We start from the raw sequence: 15,828 nt of genomic DNA, 5'->3' as shown, positions 1-15,828 counted from the left end.
ATGTTGATTGCCATTCCCGAAGTGCTCGACGCCCGGCAGCTGGACGCCGTGCGCCAGTTGCTGGACCAGGCCGGAGCGGCCTGGGTCGATGGCCGCGTCACGGCCGGCTACCAGGGCGCGGCAGTCAAGTTCAACCAGCAGATCGATGAACGTTCGGAAGTGGCGCAGCAATGCCAGCAGATCATCCTGCAGGCGTTGGAGCGCCATCCGCGCTTTATCAGCGCGGCGCTGCCGAATACCGTCTACCCGCCGATGTTCAACCGCTACGGCGAAGGCATGGCTTTCGGCGCCCACGTCGACGGCAGCGTGCGCATCCATCCGCATGACGGCCGCAAGCTGCGCACCGACATCTCGGCCACGCTGTTTTTGTCGGATCCTGCATCGTATGACGGCGGCGAGCTGCAGATCGAAGACAGCTACGGCATGCACTCGGTCAAACTGGCCGCCGGCGACATGGTGATTTATCCGGCCACCAGCCTGCACCAGGTCACGCCGATCACACGCGGCATGCGCAGCGCCTGCTTCTTCTGGGTGCAAAGCCTGGTGCGCGACGATGCCCGCCGCAGCATGCTGTTCGACATGGACAACGCCATCCAGAAACTGAACCAGACCAATGCCGACGAACAGGCGCGCCGCACCCTGATCGGCTGCTATCACAACCTGATGCGGCAATGGAGCGAGACCTGAGGACCGGCCTCCACAGCGACCTCCGCGGTGTTATGATGGACCGGTTAGCCCCACAATCCGCTTGCGCGGCTTCGTTTGGCGGCATCGTTAAAACAGCGCTCCTGGAATATTGACGATCTGCAGTTAAAGCACGTTCCAGCAAAGAGTGGTAGCGATGCAGCCCCCTGCTTTCCCCGAGCACTTCCGCGCGGCATTGCCGCCGCACATGGCCGACGGCCTGGCCGAACACGGCTGGTCGCAGCACAACATTTTTTTATCCCTTGAACTGACGCAAGAACTAGCCGCGGAATGCCGTGCACTGGCGACCAGCGGTGCACTGAATCCGGCCGGCGTAGGTAAAGGTGCGGCGCAGGTGCTGCGCGCGGACATCCGCGGCGACCGCATCCTTTGGCTGCAGGCCGGACAATCGCTGGCGTGCGACCGCTACCTGCAGATCATGGAGAGCTTGCGCGTGGCGCTGAACCGCGAGCTCTACCTCGGGCTGGACGAATACGAAAGCCACTTCGCATTTTACGCGCCGGGCGCCGGCTACCAGGCCCATCTCGACCGTTTCCGCGACGACGACTGCCGTACTGTATCGGTGGTCATTTACCTCAACCAGGACTGGCTGCCGGAACAAGGCGGCGCCCTGCGCCTGCATCCGCTGGGAAAATCCACCGAGGACATTGCGCCCGTGGGCAGCCGCCTGGTGCTGTTCCTGTCGGCGGACATGGTGCACGAAGTCTTGCCGGCGACGCGCGACCGGCTGTCTCTCGCCGGCTGGTTCAGACGACGTCCGACCTGAAGCAGGCTTGTTGTGAATTGAGAAACCTCGTTTAATGGCCGGCGCCGTAGTTCAGGGACGCGGAGATGTTAAGTAGCGCGCTGTGACCTATACTGTTTCTATAGCCTGGGTCGTTGCTGCCGGTCCGGTTGCCGGACAGCGGACCCAGGCCATCCTCGACAAGGAAGGAGGCACAAAATGCCCTGGAATTTCGCCTGGTTCGGACTGATAGCAATCATCTTCGTCCTGCTCATCCTGCTCAACGCGGCAATTTACATTTTTCGGGAGTATGAGCGCTGCGTAGTGTTCACCCTCGGACGGTTTTCCGGCGTCAGGGGGCCGGGGCTGGTGCTGCTGGTGCCGGCGATCCAGCAGCTGGTCAGGGTCGACCTGCGCACCGTCGTGCTGGAGGTGCCGACGCAAGATGTCATCTCGCGCGACAACGTCTCGGTGCGGGTCAACGCCGTGGTGTACTTCCGCGTGGTCGATCCAAAAAAAGCCATCGTCGAAGTCGCCAATTTTTTCAACGCCACCAGCCAGCTGTCGCAAACCATGCTGCGTTCGGTGCTGGGCAAGCACCAGCTGGACGACATGCTGGCCGAGCGTGAAAAACTGAACCTCGCGATCCAGCAGGCGCTCGATGCGCAGACCGATTCCTGGGGCATCAAGGTGTCCAACGTCGAAATCAAGCAGGTCGACCTGACCGAATCGATGATCCGTGCCATCGCCCGCCAGGCCGAGGCGGAACGCGAACGGCGCGCCAAGGTGATCCATGCCGAGGGCGAGCTGCAGGCCTCGGAAAAACTCTACCAGGCCGCCCACGTGCTGGCGCAAGAGCCGCAGGCAATCCTGCTGCGCTACCTGGAAACGCTGACGGTGATCGGCGCCGACAAGAACACCACGGTGGTATTCCCACTGCCGATGGACTTGCTGTCATCGTTTTTGGGCGACAGGAAAAAAGCGCCGTAGCCAAGCATGCGCCGCGCAATGGCAAGGAAAAACAGCGACGCCGCAACGCGTTTCTGGCGTTGCCATATAATTGCCTGTCCGTAAATCCATGCCTCCAGGCGCGCCAGCCATGCATTCCATCACCATCGACACCCTCGCCGCTTTCCCGCTGCAGCTGGAAGCGCACTACGCCGCCATTCCCGCCGAATTCCGCCATTGGACGCCCGCGTCCTGGGATGGCGTGCCCAGCGAACCATTCACCGCCATCGAGCAGATCTGCCATGTGCGCGACATCGAGATCGACGGCTACCATCTGCGCTTCCGCCGCACCCTCGACGAAACCAGGCCGCTGCTGGCTTCCATCGACAGCGACGTGCTTGCCCGCGAGCGTGCTTATGGCGCGGCGGACGCGACCGAAGTTTTCGCCAGCTTCCGTGGCGCACGCACCCAGACCGTGGCGCTGCTTGCCAGCCTGTCTCCGGAACAGTTCAAGCGCAGCGCCGAATTCGAGGGTTATGGTGCGCTGACCCTGCGCAGCCTGGTGCATTATCTGTGCAGCCACGACCAGCAGCACCTGGCTGGCTTGCAATGGCTGTTAGGCAAGATAGAGGCGAGCCGGGCATAAATGGTTTCAAAGCGGATTTCAGGAGGTGATTTTTTCTTCGCTGTCCGCCATCGGCTGCCTGGCCATTGCATGCTCCTGGCGCCAGGCGCGGCGCGAACGCGACATGGTGCGCAGCGCCAAGCGCGCCATCTTCAGCCAGCCGAACGGCCTCGGGTCCGCCAGCATGCTCATGGCGCGCGCGTAATCCAGGGCCAGCCCCGGCGTCCATGCCATGGTTTTTGCGCGCTTGCGGATTTGCGCCGCCACCCACAGTTCCGGCGTCAGCAGCAGCCGCACAAACGCGCTCCAGCTGCGGCCGCGGATCCTGCCGGCCGCTCCCTCAAGCGCAGCTTCCAGCGCACGCGCGACCGAGCTCGAGCAGTTGCGGTAAGTCAGGTTGTAGGTATTGTCCTGCCGGTAGTTTTCCCAAAAAGCACTTAACCGTTCGGCGCTGTAGTTCCTGATCCTGACCTTGACGGTCGATTCGCACCAGGCGCGCGATTCGGTTGGATAGTCGGGCTGGAACACGCCTGCCACATCGTTGTCCGGCGTAGCCCGCAGCAGGCGCCCGAATTGATCCGGCGAGCGGTCGATTTCAACTCCCGGATAGAGGCTGATATAAACCCCTTCAGGCGTCTCAAGCGCCGCGTGACCGGTGGAAATCACGCCATCGGAGTCAACCGCGGCAATATAACGATCAATGATCGGCAGCCGCTGCGCCGGCGTCCGCGAGGAACCGACCGGTGTCCAGACATGGACGGTCAGGGCCTTTTCGTCCGCAGCCGGCGGGCCATCCCATTCCCGCAAAGTATTCTTGGCCGCCGCTCCAGCATATTGCTGGGCCGAGCTGGCCTCTGCCCTCTGCAGCAAGGACTCGACCGTTGCCTTGGCCGACAGGCGCCGCACACGGTACGCCAGCAGCAGCATCTGCCAGCCGCCGAACGCCAGGCCCAGCCCGATGCAATAAGGCACGGTGCCGACGTAGTGGGTCGGATACGGCTGGTAGAAAAAAATCGCGATGGCGCACTCGACGACGCCGCCGGCGAGCGCCAGCCGCCAGCGCGGATAACGCACCACGGTTGCCGAGATCGATTGCAGCAATCCGTCGGCCAGGAACAGCGTGCCGAAAATCATCGACAAGATGAAATTGCCGTGGTGGTGGCCAGCCAGGATAAGCAGCGCGGCAATGATGAACGCCACGCCTTTGATGTGGCGCAGGATGCGTTGCCCGGCAACCCCAGTCCATGCCACCGCCAGTGTGGCGATGCCTTCGGCAAGCAGGAAGTAGGCGAAAAAACTGATCGGGAAATACAGCGCATTGTCCAGGGCGTCGACAAATATCACTACGCCTGCGACAGCCCAGATCCAGCCGATGATCCGCAATCCGCGCCAGCGATCGCGCAAGTAGTCGACACCCAACAGCAGCAGCACCAGACGCAACATGAGACAGCCTTTCAAAAAATGATCAGAGCAGCGCCAATATAGCACCGGCGAAATCCTGCGCGGCTTCCTGCGGCAAGTTGTGTCCCGCAACCGGCACCACCCGGCGCTGGTACGGTCCGCTGAAAAACCGCTCATGTCCTGCCGAATCGCCGCTCAGGCTGACGCCATCGCCAGCGCCATCCAGCACCACGGCCGGCACGCTGATCGGCGGCTGCGCGGCCAGCAGCGATTCCGTATGTTCATACGCGGGATCGCCTGGCGCCAGTCCAAACCGATGGCGATAGGAATGGATCACGACCTCGACAAAATCCGGGTTATCGAAGGCGGCGGCGCTGCGCCGGTAAGTCTCTTCATCGAACCGCCAGTTGGGCGACCACAGGCGCCACAGCAGCTGGCAAAAGGCATAGCGGTCCTGCGCCAGCCCGGCCCGGCCGCGTTCGCCGTGGAAATAATACTGGTACCAGTAGCGCCATTCGTTTTCCGGCGCCTGCGGTTTTACCGATGCCGCAATATCCTGGACATTGTAGCCGCCGCCGGACACCAGGCCGCGCACGCGCTGCGGCCATAGCGCGGCGACGATGCAGGCGGCGCGGCCGCCCCAGTCGTAGCCGGCCAGCACTGCGTCGGGAATCGCCAGCGCATCCATCAGGGCCAACAGGTCATGCGCCAGCGCCGCTTGCTGGCCAGAGCGCGGCGTATCAGCCGACAGGAAACGGGTCGGACCGTAACCGCGCAGATACGGCGTGATGACGCGGCAACCGGCCGCCGCCAGCAATCCACTCACGTCGTCGTATGCGCGGATGTCGTAGGGGAAGCCGTGCAGCAGCACGACCGCGCGGCCATCGGCATCGCCGCTCTCCGCGTAGGTAACATTAAGAACGCCTGCATCGATCCGGTTTAACATCCTCGCCCTCCGATTCGGTTTGACCAGCGACAGTGCACATTGATCATTAGTCGCTATCTTCTAATCTTTTTATTGATGCTGCAACGCGATGCGTGGGTTAATAAAAAGATGAAAAAAGAACGATCGTTCACTTAATTTCAAAGCACTTCCATTTGCCGCAAACGCCGCATGCAGATGGCCTGCCTGATAACGATCGCTCACCACATCCGCTTTCCCGCAGCACGCAGTTTTGAATCCCCCGGCAACATTGAACACTGAATAATCAATCATAAATACAGGAGAACGTCGCATGCGCATCTCGTCTTCATTTACCCTGCCCGGCATCGCCCTGGCGTTAGGCTTGAGCCTGGCGTCCGCCGGCGCCAACGCCGAACTGTGCCGCAACGCCAGCCCGGCCGAAGCAGCCAGCTACGCCAGCCCGATGCAATCGCCAGGAATCGTCTCCCCCGTAGACGGCACCTGCTGGATCCCCGCCATGACCATCACCAGTTTCGACGGCACCAAACTGGCGGCCAACCTGTTCCTGCCGAAACGCAGCAGCAGCGACCAGAAATTCCCCGCCATCGTCATGATCGCCAGTTGGGCGGCGCCGGGCCGCGTCGAATATATCGGCCAGCAGCAGAAGCTGGCGCAAGACGGTTATGTCGTGGTCAGCTACACCGCGCGCGGTTTCTATCTGTCCGAAGGCCAGGTAGACGTCGCCGCGCCGGAAGATGCGCGCGATGTCTCGTCGGTGCTCGACTGGCTGCAAGCCAATGCGCCTATCGACATCAACAACGTCGCCGCCAGCGGCATTTCCTACGGCGCCGGCCTGTCGCTGATCGCGCTCGGGCAAGACCCGCGCTTCAAGACCGCGGTCGCCCTGTCCGGCTGGGCCACGCTGGCGGACCAGCTGTACACATCCGGCTCGCCCAACCAGACCTGGGCCACCGTGCTCGGACTGGCCGGCAGCGTCACCGGCCGCCCTGCGCCTGAGGNGGACCAGAACATACTGGCCCTGCTCGATCCCAACACCAGCGCCGCCAGGATCGCCGAAATCACTGCCTGGGCCAAGCCGCGTTCGCCGTCCACCTATGTAGCCGCCATCAACAAGCGCAACGCGCCTGTATTCATCAGCAAGAACTTCCAGGACGACATGTTCACGCCGAATTCTTCGCTGGCGATGTTCGCGGCGCTGACCGGACCTAAAAAAATCCTGCTCAACGCCGGCATCCATGCTTCCGCGGAATTGACCGGCGCCTTGCTGGGCGCGCCCAACTATCCTTACGACCAGGCCCACCGCTGGTTCAACCGCTGGCTGAAGGGCGAGCAAAACGGCGTCGACACCGAACCCAAGGTTTCCATGCAGATCAAGTTCAGCGACCGCCGCGAAACGTTTACTACCTGGCCGGCGCCTGAGCTCACCAACAAGACCTATTACCTGGCGCCGCGCGGCGCAATCCGCTTCGACCTCAGCTGTTTCTGCGGCAAGGGCGACAAAGGCCTGATCTCCAGCGCGCCGAACAAGACCACCGACTCCGACCTGATCCAGAACCTGTTCGACACCACCGCCAGCAGCGGCCTGATTCCTATCCTCTCGACCTTGGGCGAAACCATCAACCTGCCGGTGGTCAATTCGCTGCTGACGGTCAGCCTCGCCGCCGGCGTCCGCTACGAAGCGCCGGCGCTCAGCGCTACCCAGAAAATCCGCGGCATTCCGAAACTGAATTTGCGCGCCACGCCTTCGCAGGCGCGGGCCCAGGTAGTGGCTTATCTGTATGACGTGGATGCAATCGGCACCGGCGTCCTGATCACCCATGGCGCAACCACCCTGCACTGGGCGACGCCAGGACAGACCGTCGATTTCCCGATCGAATTCTCGGCTACCGCCTATGACGTGCCGGCCGGCCATCACATCGGCGTGGTGCTGGATACTGCCGACAGCCTGTATGCCTCGCCGGTGAACCTGGGCGAACGGTTTGGCGTGCGCTTTGAATTCAGTCCGGGCCAGCAATCGACCTTGGTCTTGCCAACCTTGTAATACATCTATGACAACTTGCATGGTTTTGCCGTGCAAGTTGTCGGCAAGCCTACAAATAAATATTTCCATAAGGAAATTTATATGATATAGATGCGTATAGCAAGACCTGGATCAAGTGTGGTCCGGACCGGACAAACAGGTAGTGGCAATCGGGAGATTCGTCATGAAAAAGTCTACTCAAGGTTTTATCTTAATGGTCGTATCAGCATGCAGCGCCGCCGGCGCTTTTGCAGCGACAGCCACGGCGACCATGACCAACACCGTCACCATCGCCAACAACTGCAGCATTGCCACCATCGGCTTCACCACCACCTACGATCCGATCGTAACCAATGCCTCCGCCAACCAGGACGTGACCGCCAGCGTCACCACTACCTGCACCCCCGGCGCTGCGCCGGTCATCACGCTGGGACAAGGCGCCAACGCCAATACCGGCTCCACCGATTCGGTGCCGCTGCGGCGCGTATCCAGCGGCGGCGGCACCCCGACCTATCTTAGTTATTCGCTGTTCTCGGATTCCGGCCGCACCACGACCTGGGGCAACACCGTCGCCACCGCGCCGGCCACGGTCAACGCCACAGGAACAGCAACGCCAGTGACGATTTACGCCCGCGTGCCATCGGGACAGACCGGCATCGCCACGACATATACCGACACCGTGGTCGCCACCGTCACGTTTTAACGCAGGTTGAGCTTGCGGTACACGGTATTGCGCGAAACCCCCAATGCCTTGGCGGTTGCGGACACGTTGCCGCCGCAGGCCTCATAGGCGCTCCTGACCGCGGCCTGCGCCAGGCCTTCCAGGCTGCCGGCGCCGTCGGTTGAAACCGCGGCGACCGCAAGCGGCGGCTCGGCCTGCACATCTTCCAGGAAATCGTCGGGCAGGTGCTCCAGCCTGATCAGCCCGTCCTCTCCGGCCATGACCACTGCGGTCCGCAACAGGTTGCTCAGCTGACGGAAATTCCCCGGCCAGCTGTGCCGTCGGAACAATTCCATGATGTCGGGCGCGACGCTGCAGCAGCGTCCTTCGTTGCCGGCTTCCGCCAGCAACCTGTCGACGATCACATCGAGATCGCTGCGCTCGCGCAAAGCCGGCAGCTTGACCACCAGGCCGTTCAGACGGTAATAAAGATCTTCCCGAAACAGGTTGGCCGCAATCAGTTCGCGCAGGTTGCGGTTGGTGGCGCAAATCACGGCCAGGTTGACCGGAATCGCCTTGGTGCTGCCCAGCGGCGTCACCACCCTTTCCTGCAGGACCCGCAGCAAGCGTGCCTGCAGGCTGAGCGGCATGTCGCCGATTTCGTCCAGGAACAGCGTGCCGCCGTTGGCTTGCAGCAGCTTGCCCTGGCCGCCTTTTTTGCGGGCGCCGGTAAACGCCCCCTCTTCGTAACCGAACAGTTCAGATTCGATCAGCGTTTCCGGAATCGAGGCGCAGTTGACGGCGACAAAAGCATTGTTCTTGCGCGGCGAATCGTTATGAATCGCCTGCGCCAGCAATTCCTTGCCGGTGCCGGTTTCGCCGGTGATCAGGATAGGAATGTCGCGCCCTATCACTTTGTCGAGCTTGCCGATCAGGGTCGCCATGTGCGGATCGCCGGTGTTCAGGTAACGCAGGCTCGACAGCCGGCGCGGCGCCACCTTCGGCACCGCCGCCGCAGGCAAGGAAGGCAGTTCGCTGTAGTGCTGGAACACACTGTTCGACAGCCGCAGTTCAGCGCGGGCATAGACTTTGACGCCGCTGTGCAGGCACAGATTGAGCAGGCCCGGTGCGGCCGTCCGATAATGGTCGAACAGGGTCGACAGCGGCAAGCCGAACAGCGAGCTGAAAGTATGCGATTGCAAGGCCGCCTGCGACAGCCCCAGCTGGAACATGGCGCTGCGGTTGGCCGACAGGAACCGGCCGCCGGGCGTGAAGCAGGCGATGCCTTCCACCAGCGTGCCGATGAATTCGGGCCGGCTATGGAAATGCAGGGTGACGGCGTTCTCGAACGCTGCGGTAAACAACTGGTTTTCAATCATCTGCGCCGACATGCGCACCAGCGCCATGGTGTGCTTGTGGTAGCTGCCGCGATCGCCGCTGACATCCAGCACGCCGAGGATATTGCCCTGGTAGTCGAAAATCGGCGCCGCCGAGCAGGTCAGGAAATGATTTGCCGAAAGATAGTGGGCGTCGGCATGCACCGTGGTCGGCACGCCTTCCGCGATGGCGGTGCCGATGGCGTTGGTGCCCTTGCTTTGCTCGGACCAGGTCACGCCCGGGTTCAAGGCCACGCGGTTGGCCTTGACCAGGAAATCGTCGTCGCCCAGCGCATGTACGATCACGCCGTGGGCGTCGGTCAGGATCACCATGTTGTGGGTGTTGACGATCTGCTCGTACAGGGTTTCCATGACCGGCAAGGCATGCGCATGCAGGACCCGGTTCTGTTCCAGCAACAGCGACAGGGAGCTGCGGTCCAGCGGCATGATGTCCGGCTTGTCGTGCTGGTCCAGGCCGTAGGCGCTCGATCTCTGGTGCGATTTTTCAATCACCGCGGGATCGCAGGAAAAATGCTGCGCCGACCTGTTGTATGAGATATCACGCATTTTGTCTCCTTCGGGCAGGTTCTGCGAACCTCTCTTTGCGGGCGCTGGTGCGCCTCTCAACGAATTCATTTCCCCTCAGTCTACCGGTGAATCACGCCCGATGTAACTGTTCTGACGACAGCCCGGGTATTAGGTTCAGCGGCATTTGGTGTATCCTGCGCGAATGAACAGCGAAACCGATATCCAACTCAGCGGGCCATTCAGCGTCACCGACGCTGCCGGCCGTGGCCATAACATAAAAGCAATCCGCATCTTCGACGAAGGCTACGGCATCATCGACGTCTATGTCGATTTCGCCGCGGCGATCGGCAAGGAGCGTTTGTATGAAGACAAGGTGCTGATCGCCCAGGTCTTGGCCCAGCTGCGCCGGGCCGGTTATGTCGGCCCGGATTTCGGCCACGGCGACCTTGGTTTGCAAGATGACAAACTGATCGTGCTGGAAGCGCCGGAAGAATTCAACGACTTCGCGGCCAGCAAGGGCTGGAAGAACCTGGCCGACGAATTTGCCGACGAGCAGGACACAGAGGCCGACGAAGCCCACGGGCAAATAGCCTCAAGCTCAAAACTGGACGCCCTGAAGAACAAGTTCAAGGGCTGAAACCCTAGCGCAACCCCCGCGTCGGCCCCAGCATCTTGTCCTGGGCGTCCGGCGCCAGCGGCTGCCCCTTCATCCAGTCGGCCAGCAGGCTGGTGTATCCCGCTGCATAACCCGCATATTTACGGCTGCCGTCAGGCTTCACCGAAAAAGTGCGGATGCCGTGGTCGGAGCCGGGAAAGACAGCGATGTCGATGGTTTTGTCATTGCCCCTGAAACGGTCCAGGCGCGCAATCGACGGCGCACTCGGCGCGACCGAGTCGTCTTGCGCAAACACCCATAATTGTGGAATCGCAAGACGCCGCAAGACCGCCTCCGAATCGTAATGCCAGATCACGCCAGGACTTTCGCTGCGCGCCCGCTCCACCTCGCCGCGCAGCAACTCGCCCGTGTACTGGCCGTCAACCTTGTCCAGCCATGGCTCGCCGGCGTATCTGCCTTTGGCTTTCTGCAGCTGCGGCAAACCGGCGTAGAAATTCGACGCCGCTACCGTGCCGGCCAGCGCTGTCAGCGAGCGCGCTTTGCCGATCACGTCTTCGCCGTAACCAAGGTTGCGCAGCTGATAGTCGACCTGCCACTGGTCCTGTTCTATCGGCGTGCCAATTACGCCGTAACCCACCACCACGAAGTCGACCGGCGCCTTGGTCGCGGCAAGCGGCGCCACCCAGCCGCCCTGGCTGAATCCGGCCACGCCGACGCGGCCGGCACGCCCGGCGCTGAGCCTGCGCGCTTCAACCACCGCCGCGGCGACATCGTCCGCAAGCTTGGTGAAATCCTGGGTATACACGCCCTCCGACAGCCCGGTGCCGCGCTTGTCGAACACGAACGCAGCGACGCCCTGGCTCGCCATCAGGAAAGCGCGATTGCTGGCATCCACCGCCGCGGTCGATTCCGAGCCGTGCACCTGAACAAACAGCGGCGGCTTGCCGGCAGGCGCTGCCGGCTCGATCAACTCGCCATTCAGCTTGAGCGGACCGGACATGAATTGCGTCCGGGTGATGCGCAACGGCAGGCGCGACCACTGCTGCTCCGGGCCGCCGTCGAACTGGAAAACCAGCGGCTGATCCTGGCATCCGGCATAACGCAAGCGGCCCGCCAGCCTGGGCCGGCCGTCGGCATCGGCTGCCGCGTTCATGGTGTTTTCGGCGCCGGCTTCGAATATCCCGGTGCGGCCGTCCAGGTTACTGGCAAGCAGGGTGGCCGGAAATCCCGGACGCTGCGTCAATGTAACGATTTCGCCGGCAGGCGACCGGTAGGCGCCGGTGAGGCAGGCCGGGGCTGCAGTCGCTGCTTGCGCCCCCTGGGCCAAGGCGGTTGTCGCCAGCGGCGAAAGCAGGATGGTGGAATACAGGATGGCGGCGCTCATCCGCGCTGTCGTCAATTGCATGAATTTCCTTTGCTGGAACAAGGTATGGATCCTGAGGTATCGAACTTGAGACATACAATTATTATGCAGCAATTGTTTCCGCCGCAATAACTCAATTGAAGCGGTGCAATTCAGGCGGCTCGCCGGCAAGCTGGAATCTGGCCGAGCTCCTTGCTCATCCGCCTGACCAGGCTGGCGATCTCGGCCTCCGCCGCTACGATTGACGCCGCCAGCCGCTCATCGCCGAACTCATCGTATTCGACCGCGATGCTGTGCACCTCATTTATGCCGATGTAAGACAGGGCGCTGCGGATGCTGGGCTCGACATGGTTCATGGCGGCGATCCGCTGCCCTGCGCCGTAGCCGTGATCGCCTCTCGACGACAGCACCACCGCGCGCTTGCCGGCGTCCTGCAGCATGGGCCAGTAAGGCTCTCCCTGGCGCTGCCGGTCAAACCCGAAGGTGCGGCCCACCCTGACGATATTGTCGATCCAGGACTTGAATTGCGCCGGCACGTTGAAGTTATACATGGGCACGCCCAGCACCAGGATATCGGCCGCCAGGATTTCATCGACCAGCGTATCGCTTTCCGCCAGCGCCTGGTGCATCCAGTCTGCGCGCGAGGCCGGCGCGGTAAACGCGGCGTGTATCCATTCGCCGCTCACCGGCGACGGCGGATGGAGGCCGACGTCGCGCACGCTGACCCGGTCGCCCGGCCGCTGCTGCAGCCACTGCTGGACGAAGCAGTGCGTCAGCCTGCGGGTATGGGAACCATGCGGCTGGCGGTCGGAATGTCCGCTGCGTGCGCTGGCGTCGAGGTGTAGCAAGGTAGTCATTTCAGTTATCCTTTGTGAATTAGATTCATGCATCAGTTTCCGGATAAACTGTAATCTCCCTGCAATTCCTCGACAAACGACAAGTTTTTCTTGATTATGGAAAATAAAACTCATCCATATGGATAACCAGATCACGCGCCGCCTGCCGCCGCTCGCCGCCCTGAAAGCATTCGAGGCTGCGGCGCGGCACCTGAGCATCAAGTCCGCCGCGGTGGAACTCTCAGTGACGCCGACTGCGGTGAGCCACCAGATCAGGCGGCTCGAAGAAAGCCTCGGGGTGGCCGTATTCCAGCGCCTGCCCAGGCAATTGCGCCTGACGGCGGCCGGCTCCGAGTTGTATGTGGCGCTGCGCGAAGGCTTCGATTTGTTTGCGGCTGCCATCAACCGTATCCAAGTGCGCGACGCAGCGCGCATGCTCACCATTTCCACCACGCCGGCGTTTGCCGCACGCTGGCTGCTGCCGCGGCTGGGCGCTTTCCGGAGCGCTTATCCGAAGCAGGACCTGCGCATCCATACTTCGGTGGAAATCGCGCCGCTGGACGGCCATACCGCGGATATCGCGATTCGCTACGGACTCGGATTGTGGCCGGGACTGGTGGCGGAAAAACTGTTCGACGACCGCATTGCGCCGGTAAGCAGCCCTTTGCTCAAAGTGAAGAAACCGAGGGACCTGCTCAAGCACACCCTGATCCATTGCGAATGGCAGAGCACGCTGCGCAAGGCCTCGACCTGGCGCGCCTGGGCCCAGCGCGCCAGGTTCAGCGGCCTGGACAGCCGCGGCGGCATCGTATTTTCGGACGAAAGCCACGCCATCTCGGCGGCGATCGCCGGACAAGGCGTTGCTCTGCTCAGCACTGCCCTGATCGAGCCCGAATTAAAAAGCGGCGTGCTGGAGCAGCCTTTCGGTCCGGTGCTCAGCAACTACGCCTTCTATCTGGTGTATCCGGAAGCCAGGCGCGCCGACGTGCACGACGTCCGTGCCTGGATCAGCGCGTAAGCTAACGCTTAAAACCTACTGTTCTGGTCTTGGAAAACGGCAAAGGCGTCGGTTTCCCGGTAAAATCCCCGGACAAACCAATGTCCGGGGAAAGACATGCTTACCACCATCGAGCAGCTGGAGGAAATCTACGGCAAGCCGCACGAGCGTTCGCTGTGGAAGGAAATCGATTACCTGAACGAGGATTACCAGGCCTTTGTCAAAACCTCGCCATTTGTAGTGTTCGCTTCCCACGGCCCGGGGGGCATGGACTGCTCGCCCAAGGGAGATGCCCCGGGTTTCGTCAAGATCCTCGATGAACGTACGCTGGCCGTACCCGACCGCCCCGGCAACAACCGTATCGATACCCTGCGCAACCTCATCGCGGACCCGCGCATCGCCCTGCTTTTCATCGTACCCGGCATCGGCGAAACCCTGCGCGTCAACGGCCGCGCCGAGATTTCCGCGGAGCCGGCCCTGCTCGAGCAATTTGCGGTGGATGGCAAGTTGCCGCGCACCGTCATCATCGTCAAGGTGGAGGCGACCTACTTCCATTGTTCAAAAGCGCTGGTGCGCTCAAAACTCTGGGATCCTGCCGGGCAGATCGAACGGAGCAGCTTTCCCAGCCCAGGCGCCATGCTGAAGCGCCTGGGCAGCAGCAGTTTCGACGCCGAGGCCTACGACCGCGAACTGCCGGCGCGGGTCAAGGCCACCCTCTACTGAAAGGAGGACGGCCATGACGGTGTATGTCGCGCTGCTGCGCGCAGTGAACGTCGGCGGCACCGGCCTCTTGCCGATGAAAGAACTGGCCGCGCTGTGCAGCGGGCTGGGCTTCGGCCAGGTCCGCACCTATATCCAGAGCGGCAACGTGATCTTCGACAGCGCGCTGGGCAAAGACGCCGTCGGCCAGGAACTGGCGCAGGCGCTCGCTAAAAAAATGGGCAAACCAGTCGATGTCTTGCTGCGCACCGCGGCAGAGCTGGGCGCCATATTGAAAGCCAACCCCTTCCCGGATGCGGAGCCGTCGAAAGTCGCGGTGGTTTTTTGCAACGGCAGCCTGCCCAAGGACTGGCTTGAGCTGCTGCGTATCCCTGGCGCCGAAGAGGTCCGGCCGGGGAAGAAAGAAATCTATATCCACTATCCCGAAGGCATGGGCAAATCGAAGCTGAAACTGCCGCCGTCGACCGGCATCGCCACCGTGCGCAACATCAACACGGTCACCAAGCTGCTCGCCTTGGCTGTCAGCTGAGCTCGGCGATATTTTTCAGCGCGCTTAGCACGTCCGGAAAATCCGCGGTCACCATCGGCCCGAAATCCGCCGCAGCCGGCCCGGTGATTTCCGTGCTGTAGATGATCTTGCTGCCGCCCGAGGCCAGCGGCACGATCTTATGGTGCACCAGTACCCGGGTGCCGTCGATGATCGTTTCATCGGTAAAACCTTGGTTCTCCCTGACGTCGATCAGGGTAGTGGTAAATACATCCTCGCCGGGCGGTTGCATCGTGAATGTGGTGCCATCCGAAAATGGACCGTGGATCTGGATATTGTCAATTCCCTTGTTCCATTTTTTCCAGCCCTGCACGTCGGCAAACAGCTGCCAGATCCGCGCCGGCGCAGCGCTTGTTTCTATGCTCTCTTCATGAGTCCACATGATTTTTCCTTGCTGTCTAAGGAGGCGCGGATTGCGAAACGCTAATTTAGCACGACTACACCCCACCGGGAACGCAAGCAATCAGCTGCAGCTCTACCGCATAACCGTGATGCAAGGCCGGCACCGGCACCACGGCGCGCGCCGGCTTGTGCGGACCCAGGTAGCTGGCGTAGATCTCATTGAACAAACTCCAGTTTTCCACTCCGACCAGGTATGCCGTGGCCTGCACTACATCGCCAAAACCGCAGCCCGCGGCTTGCAAGACTTGCTGGCACTGATGGAAAACTGCTTCGCACTGCTGCCGGAAATCGTGCGTGGCCGGGTCGATCGTATCGGATGCCGGCAGCATGCCCGACAAAAAGACAAAACCGTTCTGTTCCACCGCTTGCGAATAGTGGCCGCGCGGCGCCGGCACGGCTGGGGTATGTATGATTTTCATGGTCTCTTTGCGTGA

18 protein-coding genes are annotated in these 15,828 nt (G+C 61.8%); 10 read left to right on the top strand and 8 right to left on the bottom strand.

What is annotated here, in order from left to right:
• From CFU_RS08520 to CFU_RS08505, 4 genes are all read left to right on the top strand, one after another.
• Positions 1-687, top strand: coding sequence for a Fe2+-dependent dioxygenase (locus CFU_RS08520; RefSeq protein WP_014005634.1), 687 nt, complete (start codon positions 1-3; stop codon positions 685-687).
• Positions 688-841: 154 nt separating this feature from the next.
• Complete coding sequence (locus CFU_RS08515) at positions 842-1,471, top strand: 2OG-Fe(II) oxygenase (RefSeq protein WP_085959139.1); 630 nt, start codon at positions 842-844, stop codon at positions 1,469-1,471.
• Positions 1,472-1,648: 177 nt separating this feature from the next.
• Positions 1,649-2,419: a slipin family protein gene (locus CFU_RS08510; protein WP_014005632.1), complete on the top strand. Its 771-nt coding sequence runs from the start codon at positions 1,649-1,651 to the stop codon at positions 2,417-2,419.
• A 109-nt stretch (positions 2,420-2,528) separates the two neighbouring features.
• Positions 2,529-3,023, top strand: coding sequence for a DinB family protein (locus tag CFU_RS08505; protein ID WP_041741569.1), 495 nt, complete (start codon positions 2,529-2,531; stop codon positions 3,021-3,023).
• Positions 3,024-3,041: 18 nt separating this feature from the next.
• Here CFU_RS08505 and CFU_RS08500 read toward each other — a convergent pair whose 3' ends face one another.
• The 3 genes from CFU_RS08500 to CFU_RS24395 form a co-directional block, all read right to left on the bottom strand.
• Positions 3,042-4,445: an HdeD family acid-resistance protein gene (locus CFU_RS08500; RefSeq protein ID WP_041741567.1), complete on the bottom strand. Its 1,404-nt coding sequence runs from the start codon at positions 4,443-4,445 to the stop codon at positions 3,042-3,044.
• 22 nt (positions 4,446-4,467) lie between these two features.
• Entirely contained in the window at positions 4,468-5,349 is an 882-nt protein-coding gene (locus CFU_RS08495) for an alpha/beta fold hydrolase (protein WP_014005629.1), read from the bottom strand.
• Between the two features lie 69 nt (positions 5,350-5,418).
• Entirely contained in the window at positions 5,419-5,640 is a 222-nt protein-coding gene (locus tag CFU_RS24395) for a hypothetical protein (RefSeq protein ID WP_148264790.1), read from the bottom strand.
• Here CFU_RS24395 and CFU_RS08490 point away from each other — a divergent pair.
• Both CFU_RS08490 and CFU_RS08485 read left to right on the top strand, forming a co-directional pair.
• On the top strand, positions 5,639-7,369 hold the full coding sequence (locus CFU_RS08490) for a CocE/NonD family hydrolase (protein ID WP_014005628.1): 1,731 nt from the start codon (positions 5,639-5,641) through the stop codon (positions 7,367-7,369). The genes CFU_RS24395 and CFU_RS08490 overlap by 2 nt on opposite strands.
• 193 nt (positions 7,370-7,562) lie before the next feature.
• The gene (locus tag CFU_RS08485; RefSeq protein ID WP_041741566.1) at positions 7,563-8,051 is read left to right on the top strand and encodes a spore coat protein U domain-containing protein; all 489 of its coding nucleotides are present in this window, start codon (positions 7,563-7,565) and stop codon (positions 8,049-8,051) included.
• Here the strand turns inward: CFU_RS08485 and CFU_RS08480 are convergent.
• Positions 8,048-9,952: a sigma-54-dependent Fis family transcriptional regulator gene (locus tag CFU_RS08480; RefSeq protein ID WP_238531419.1), complete on the bottom strand. Its 1,905-nt coding sequence runs from the start codon at positions 9,950-9,952 to the stop codon at positions 8,048-8,050. The genes CFU_RS08485 and CFU_RS08480 overlap by 4 nt on opposite strands.
• A gap of 163 nt (positions 9,953-10,115) precedes the next feature.
• On the opposite strand from CFU_RS08480, the gene CFU_RS08475 reads away from it, so the two are divergent.
• Complete coding sequence (locus tag CFU_RS08475; protein ID WP_041741564.1) at positions 10,116-10,550, top strand: hypothetical protein; 435 nt, start codon at positions 10,116-10,118, stop codon at positions 10,548-10,550.
• 4 nt (positions 10,551-10,554) lie between these two features.
• Here the strand turns inward: CFU_RS08475 and CFU_RS08470 are convergent, their stop codons facing one another.
• Complete coding sequence (locus CFU_RS08470; RefSeq protein WP_190275235.1) at positions 10,555-11,934, bottom strand: alpha/beta hydrolase family protein; 1,380 nt, start codon at positions 11,932-11,934, stop codon at positions 10,555-10,557.
• A gap of 110 nt (positions 11,935-12,044) precedes the next feature.
• Complete coding sequence (locus CFU_RS08465) at positions 12,045-12,749, bottom strand: FMN-dependent NADH-azoreductase (protein WP_041741563.1); 705 nt, start codon at positions 12,747-12,749, stop codon at positions 12,045-12,047.
• A 118-nt stretch (positions 12,750-12,867) separates the two neighbouring features.
• Between CFU_RS08465 and CFU_RS08460 the strand changes: the two genes are divergently transcribed.
• The 3 genes from CFU_RS08460 to CFU_RS08450 all read left to right on the top strand — a co-directional run bounded on the left by CFU_RS08460 (position 12,868) and on the right by CFU_RS08450 (position 14,974).
• On the top strand, positions 12,868-13,746 hold the full coding sequence (locus CFU_RS08460) for a LysR substrate-binding domain-containing protein (RefSeq protein WP_014005622.1): 879 nt from the start codon (positions 12,868-12,870) through the stop codon (positions 13,744-13,746).
• A 96-nt stretch (positions 13,747-13,842) separates the two neighbouring features.
• Positions 13,843-14,448 carry a pyridoxamine 5'-phosphate oxidase family protein gene (locus CFU_RS08455; protein ID WP_014005621.1) on the top strand — a complete coding sequence of 202 codons (606 nt, stop codon included), beginning with the start codon at positions 13,843-13,845 and terminating at the stop codon, positions 14,446-14,448.
• A gap of 13 nt (positions 14,449-14,461) precedes the next feature.
• Complete coding sequence (locus CFU_RS08450; protein ID WP_014005620.1) at positions 14,462-14,974, top strand: DUF1697 domain-containing protein; 513 nt, start codon at positions 14,462-14,464, stop codon at positions 14,972-14,974.
• Here the strand turns inward: CFU_RS08450 and CFU_RS08445 are convergent.
• Complete coding sequence (locus tag CFU_RS08445) at positions 14,967-15,374, bottom strand: SRPBCC family protein (RefSeq protein WP_041741561.1); 408 nt, start codon at positions 15,372-15,374, stop codon at positions 14,967-14,969. The genes CFU_RS08450 and CFU_RS08445 overlap by 8 nt on opposite strands.
• 55 nt (positions 15,375-15,429) lie before the next feature.
• Positions 15,430-15,813, bottom strand: coding sequence for a RidA family protein (locus CFU_RS08440; protein WP_041741560.1), 384 nt, complete (start codon positions 15,811-15,813; stop codon positions 15,430-15,432).
• Between the last annotated feature and the right edge of the window lie 15 nt (positions 15,814-15,828).

The organism is Collimonas fungivorans Ter331 (assembly GCF_000221045.1).
Classification (GTDB): domain Bacteria; phylum Pseudomonadota; class Gammaproteobacteria; order Burkholderiales; family Burkholderiaceae_D; genus Collimonas; species Collimonas fungivorans_A.
Note: the sequence above shows the minus strand (reverse complement) of the source record. Positions and strands in the feature narration are given on the sequence as shown.

Bases quoted from the DNA above. Each gene is read 5' to 3' on its own strand.
- CFU_RS08520 (WP_014005634.1), top strand. From the start codon at position 1: ATGTTGATTGCCATTCCCGAAGTGCTCGACGCCCGGCAGCTGGACGCC.
- CFU_RS08515 (WP_085959139.1), top strand. From the start codon at position 842: ATGCAGCCCCCTGCTTTCCCCGAGCACTTCCGCGCGGCATTGCCGCCG.
- CFU_RS08510 (WP_014005632.1), top strand. From the start codon at position 1,649: ATGCCCTGGAATTTCGCCTGGTTCGGACTGATAGCAATCATCTTCGTC.
- CFU_RS08505 (WP_041741569.1), top strand. From the start codon at position 2,529: ATGCATTCCATCACCATCGACACCCTCGCCGCTTTCCCGCTGCAGCTG.
- CFU_RS08500 (WP_041741567.1), bottom strand. From the start codon at position 4,445: ATGTTGCGTCTGGTGCTGCTGCTGTTGGGTGTCGACTACTTGCGCGAT.
- CFU_RS08495 (WP_014005629.1), bottom strand. From the start codon at position 5,349: ATGTTAAACCGGATCGATGCAGGCGTTCTTAATGTTACCTACGCGGAG.
- CFU_RS24395 (WP_148264790.1), bottom strand. From the start codon at position 5,640: ATGCGACGTTCTCCTGTATTTATGATTGATTATTCAGTGTTCAATGTT.
- CFU_RS08485 (WP_041741566.1), top strand. From the start codon at position 7,563: ATGGTCGTATCAGCATGCAGCGCCGCCGGCGCTTTTGCAGCGACAGCC.
- CFU_RS08480 (WP_238531419.1), bottom strand. From the start codon at position 9,952: ATGCGTGATATCTCATACAACAGGTCGGCGCAGCATTTTTCCTGCGAT.
- CFU_RS08475 (WP_041741564.1), top strand. From the start codon at position 10,116: ATGAACAGCGAAACCGATATCCAACTCAGCGGGCCATTCAGCGTCACC.
- CFU_RS08470 (WP_190275235.1), bottom strand. From the start codon at position 11,934: ATGCAATTGACGACAGCGCGGATGAGCGCCGCCATCCTGTATTCCACC.
- CFU_RS08465 (WP_041741563.1), bottom strand. From the start codon at position 12,749: ATGACTACCTTGCTACACCTCGACGCCAGCGCACGCAGCGGACATTCC.
- CFU_RS08460 (WP_014005622.1), top strand. From the start codon at position 12,868: ATGGATAACCAGATCACGCGCCGCCTGCCGCCGCTCGCCGCCCTGAAA.
- CFU_RS08455 (WP_014005621.1), top strand. From the start codon at position 13,843: ATGCTTACCACCATCGAGCAGCTGGAGGAAATCTACGGCAAGCCGCAC.
- CFU_RS08450 (WP_014005620.1), top strand. From the start codon at position 14,462: ATGACGGTGTATGTCGCGCTGCTGCGCGCAGTGAACGTCGGCGGCACC.
- CFU_RS08445 (WP_041741561.1), bottom strand. From the start codon at position 15,374: ATGTGGACTCATGAAGAGAGCATAGAAACAAGCGCTGCGCCGGCGCGG.
- CFU_RS08440 (WP_041741560.1), bottom strand. From the start codon at position 15,813: ATGAAAATCATACATACCCCAGCCGTGCCGGCGCCGCGCGGCCACTAT.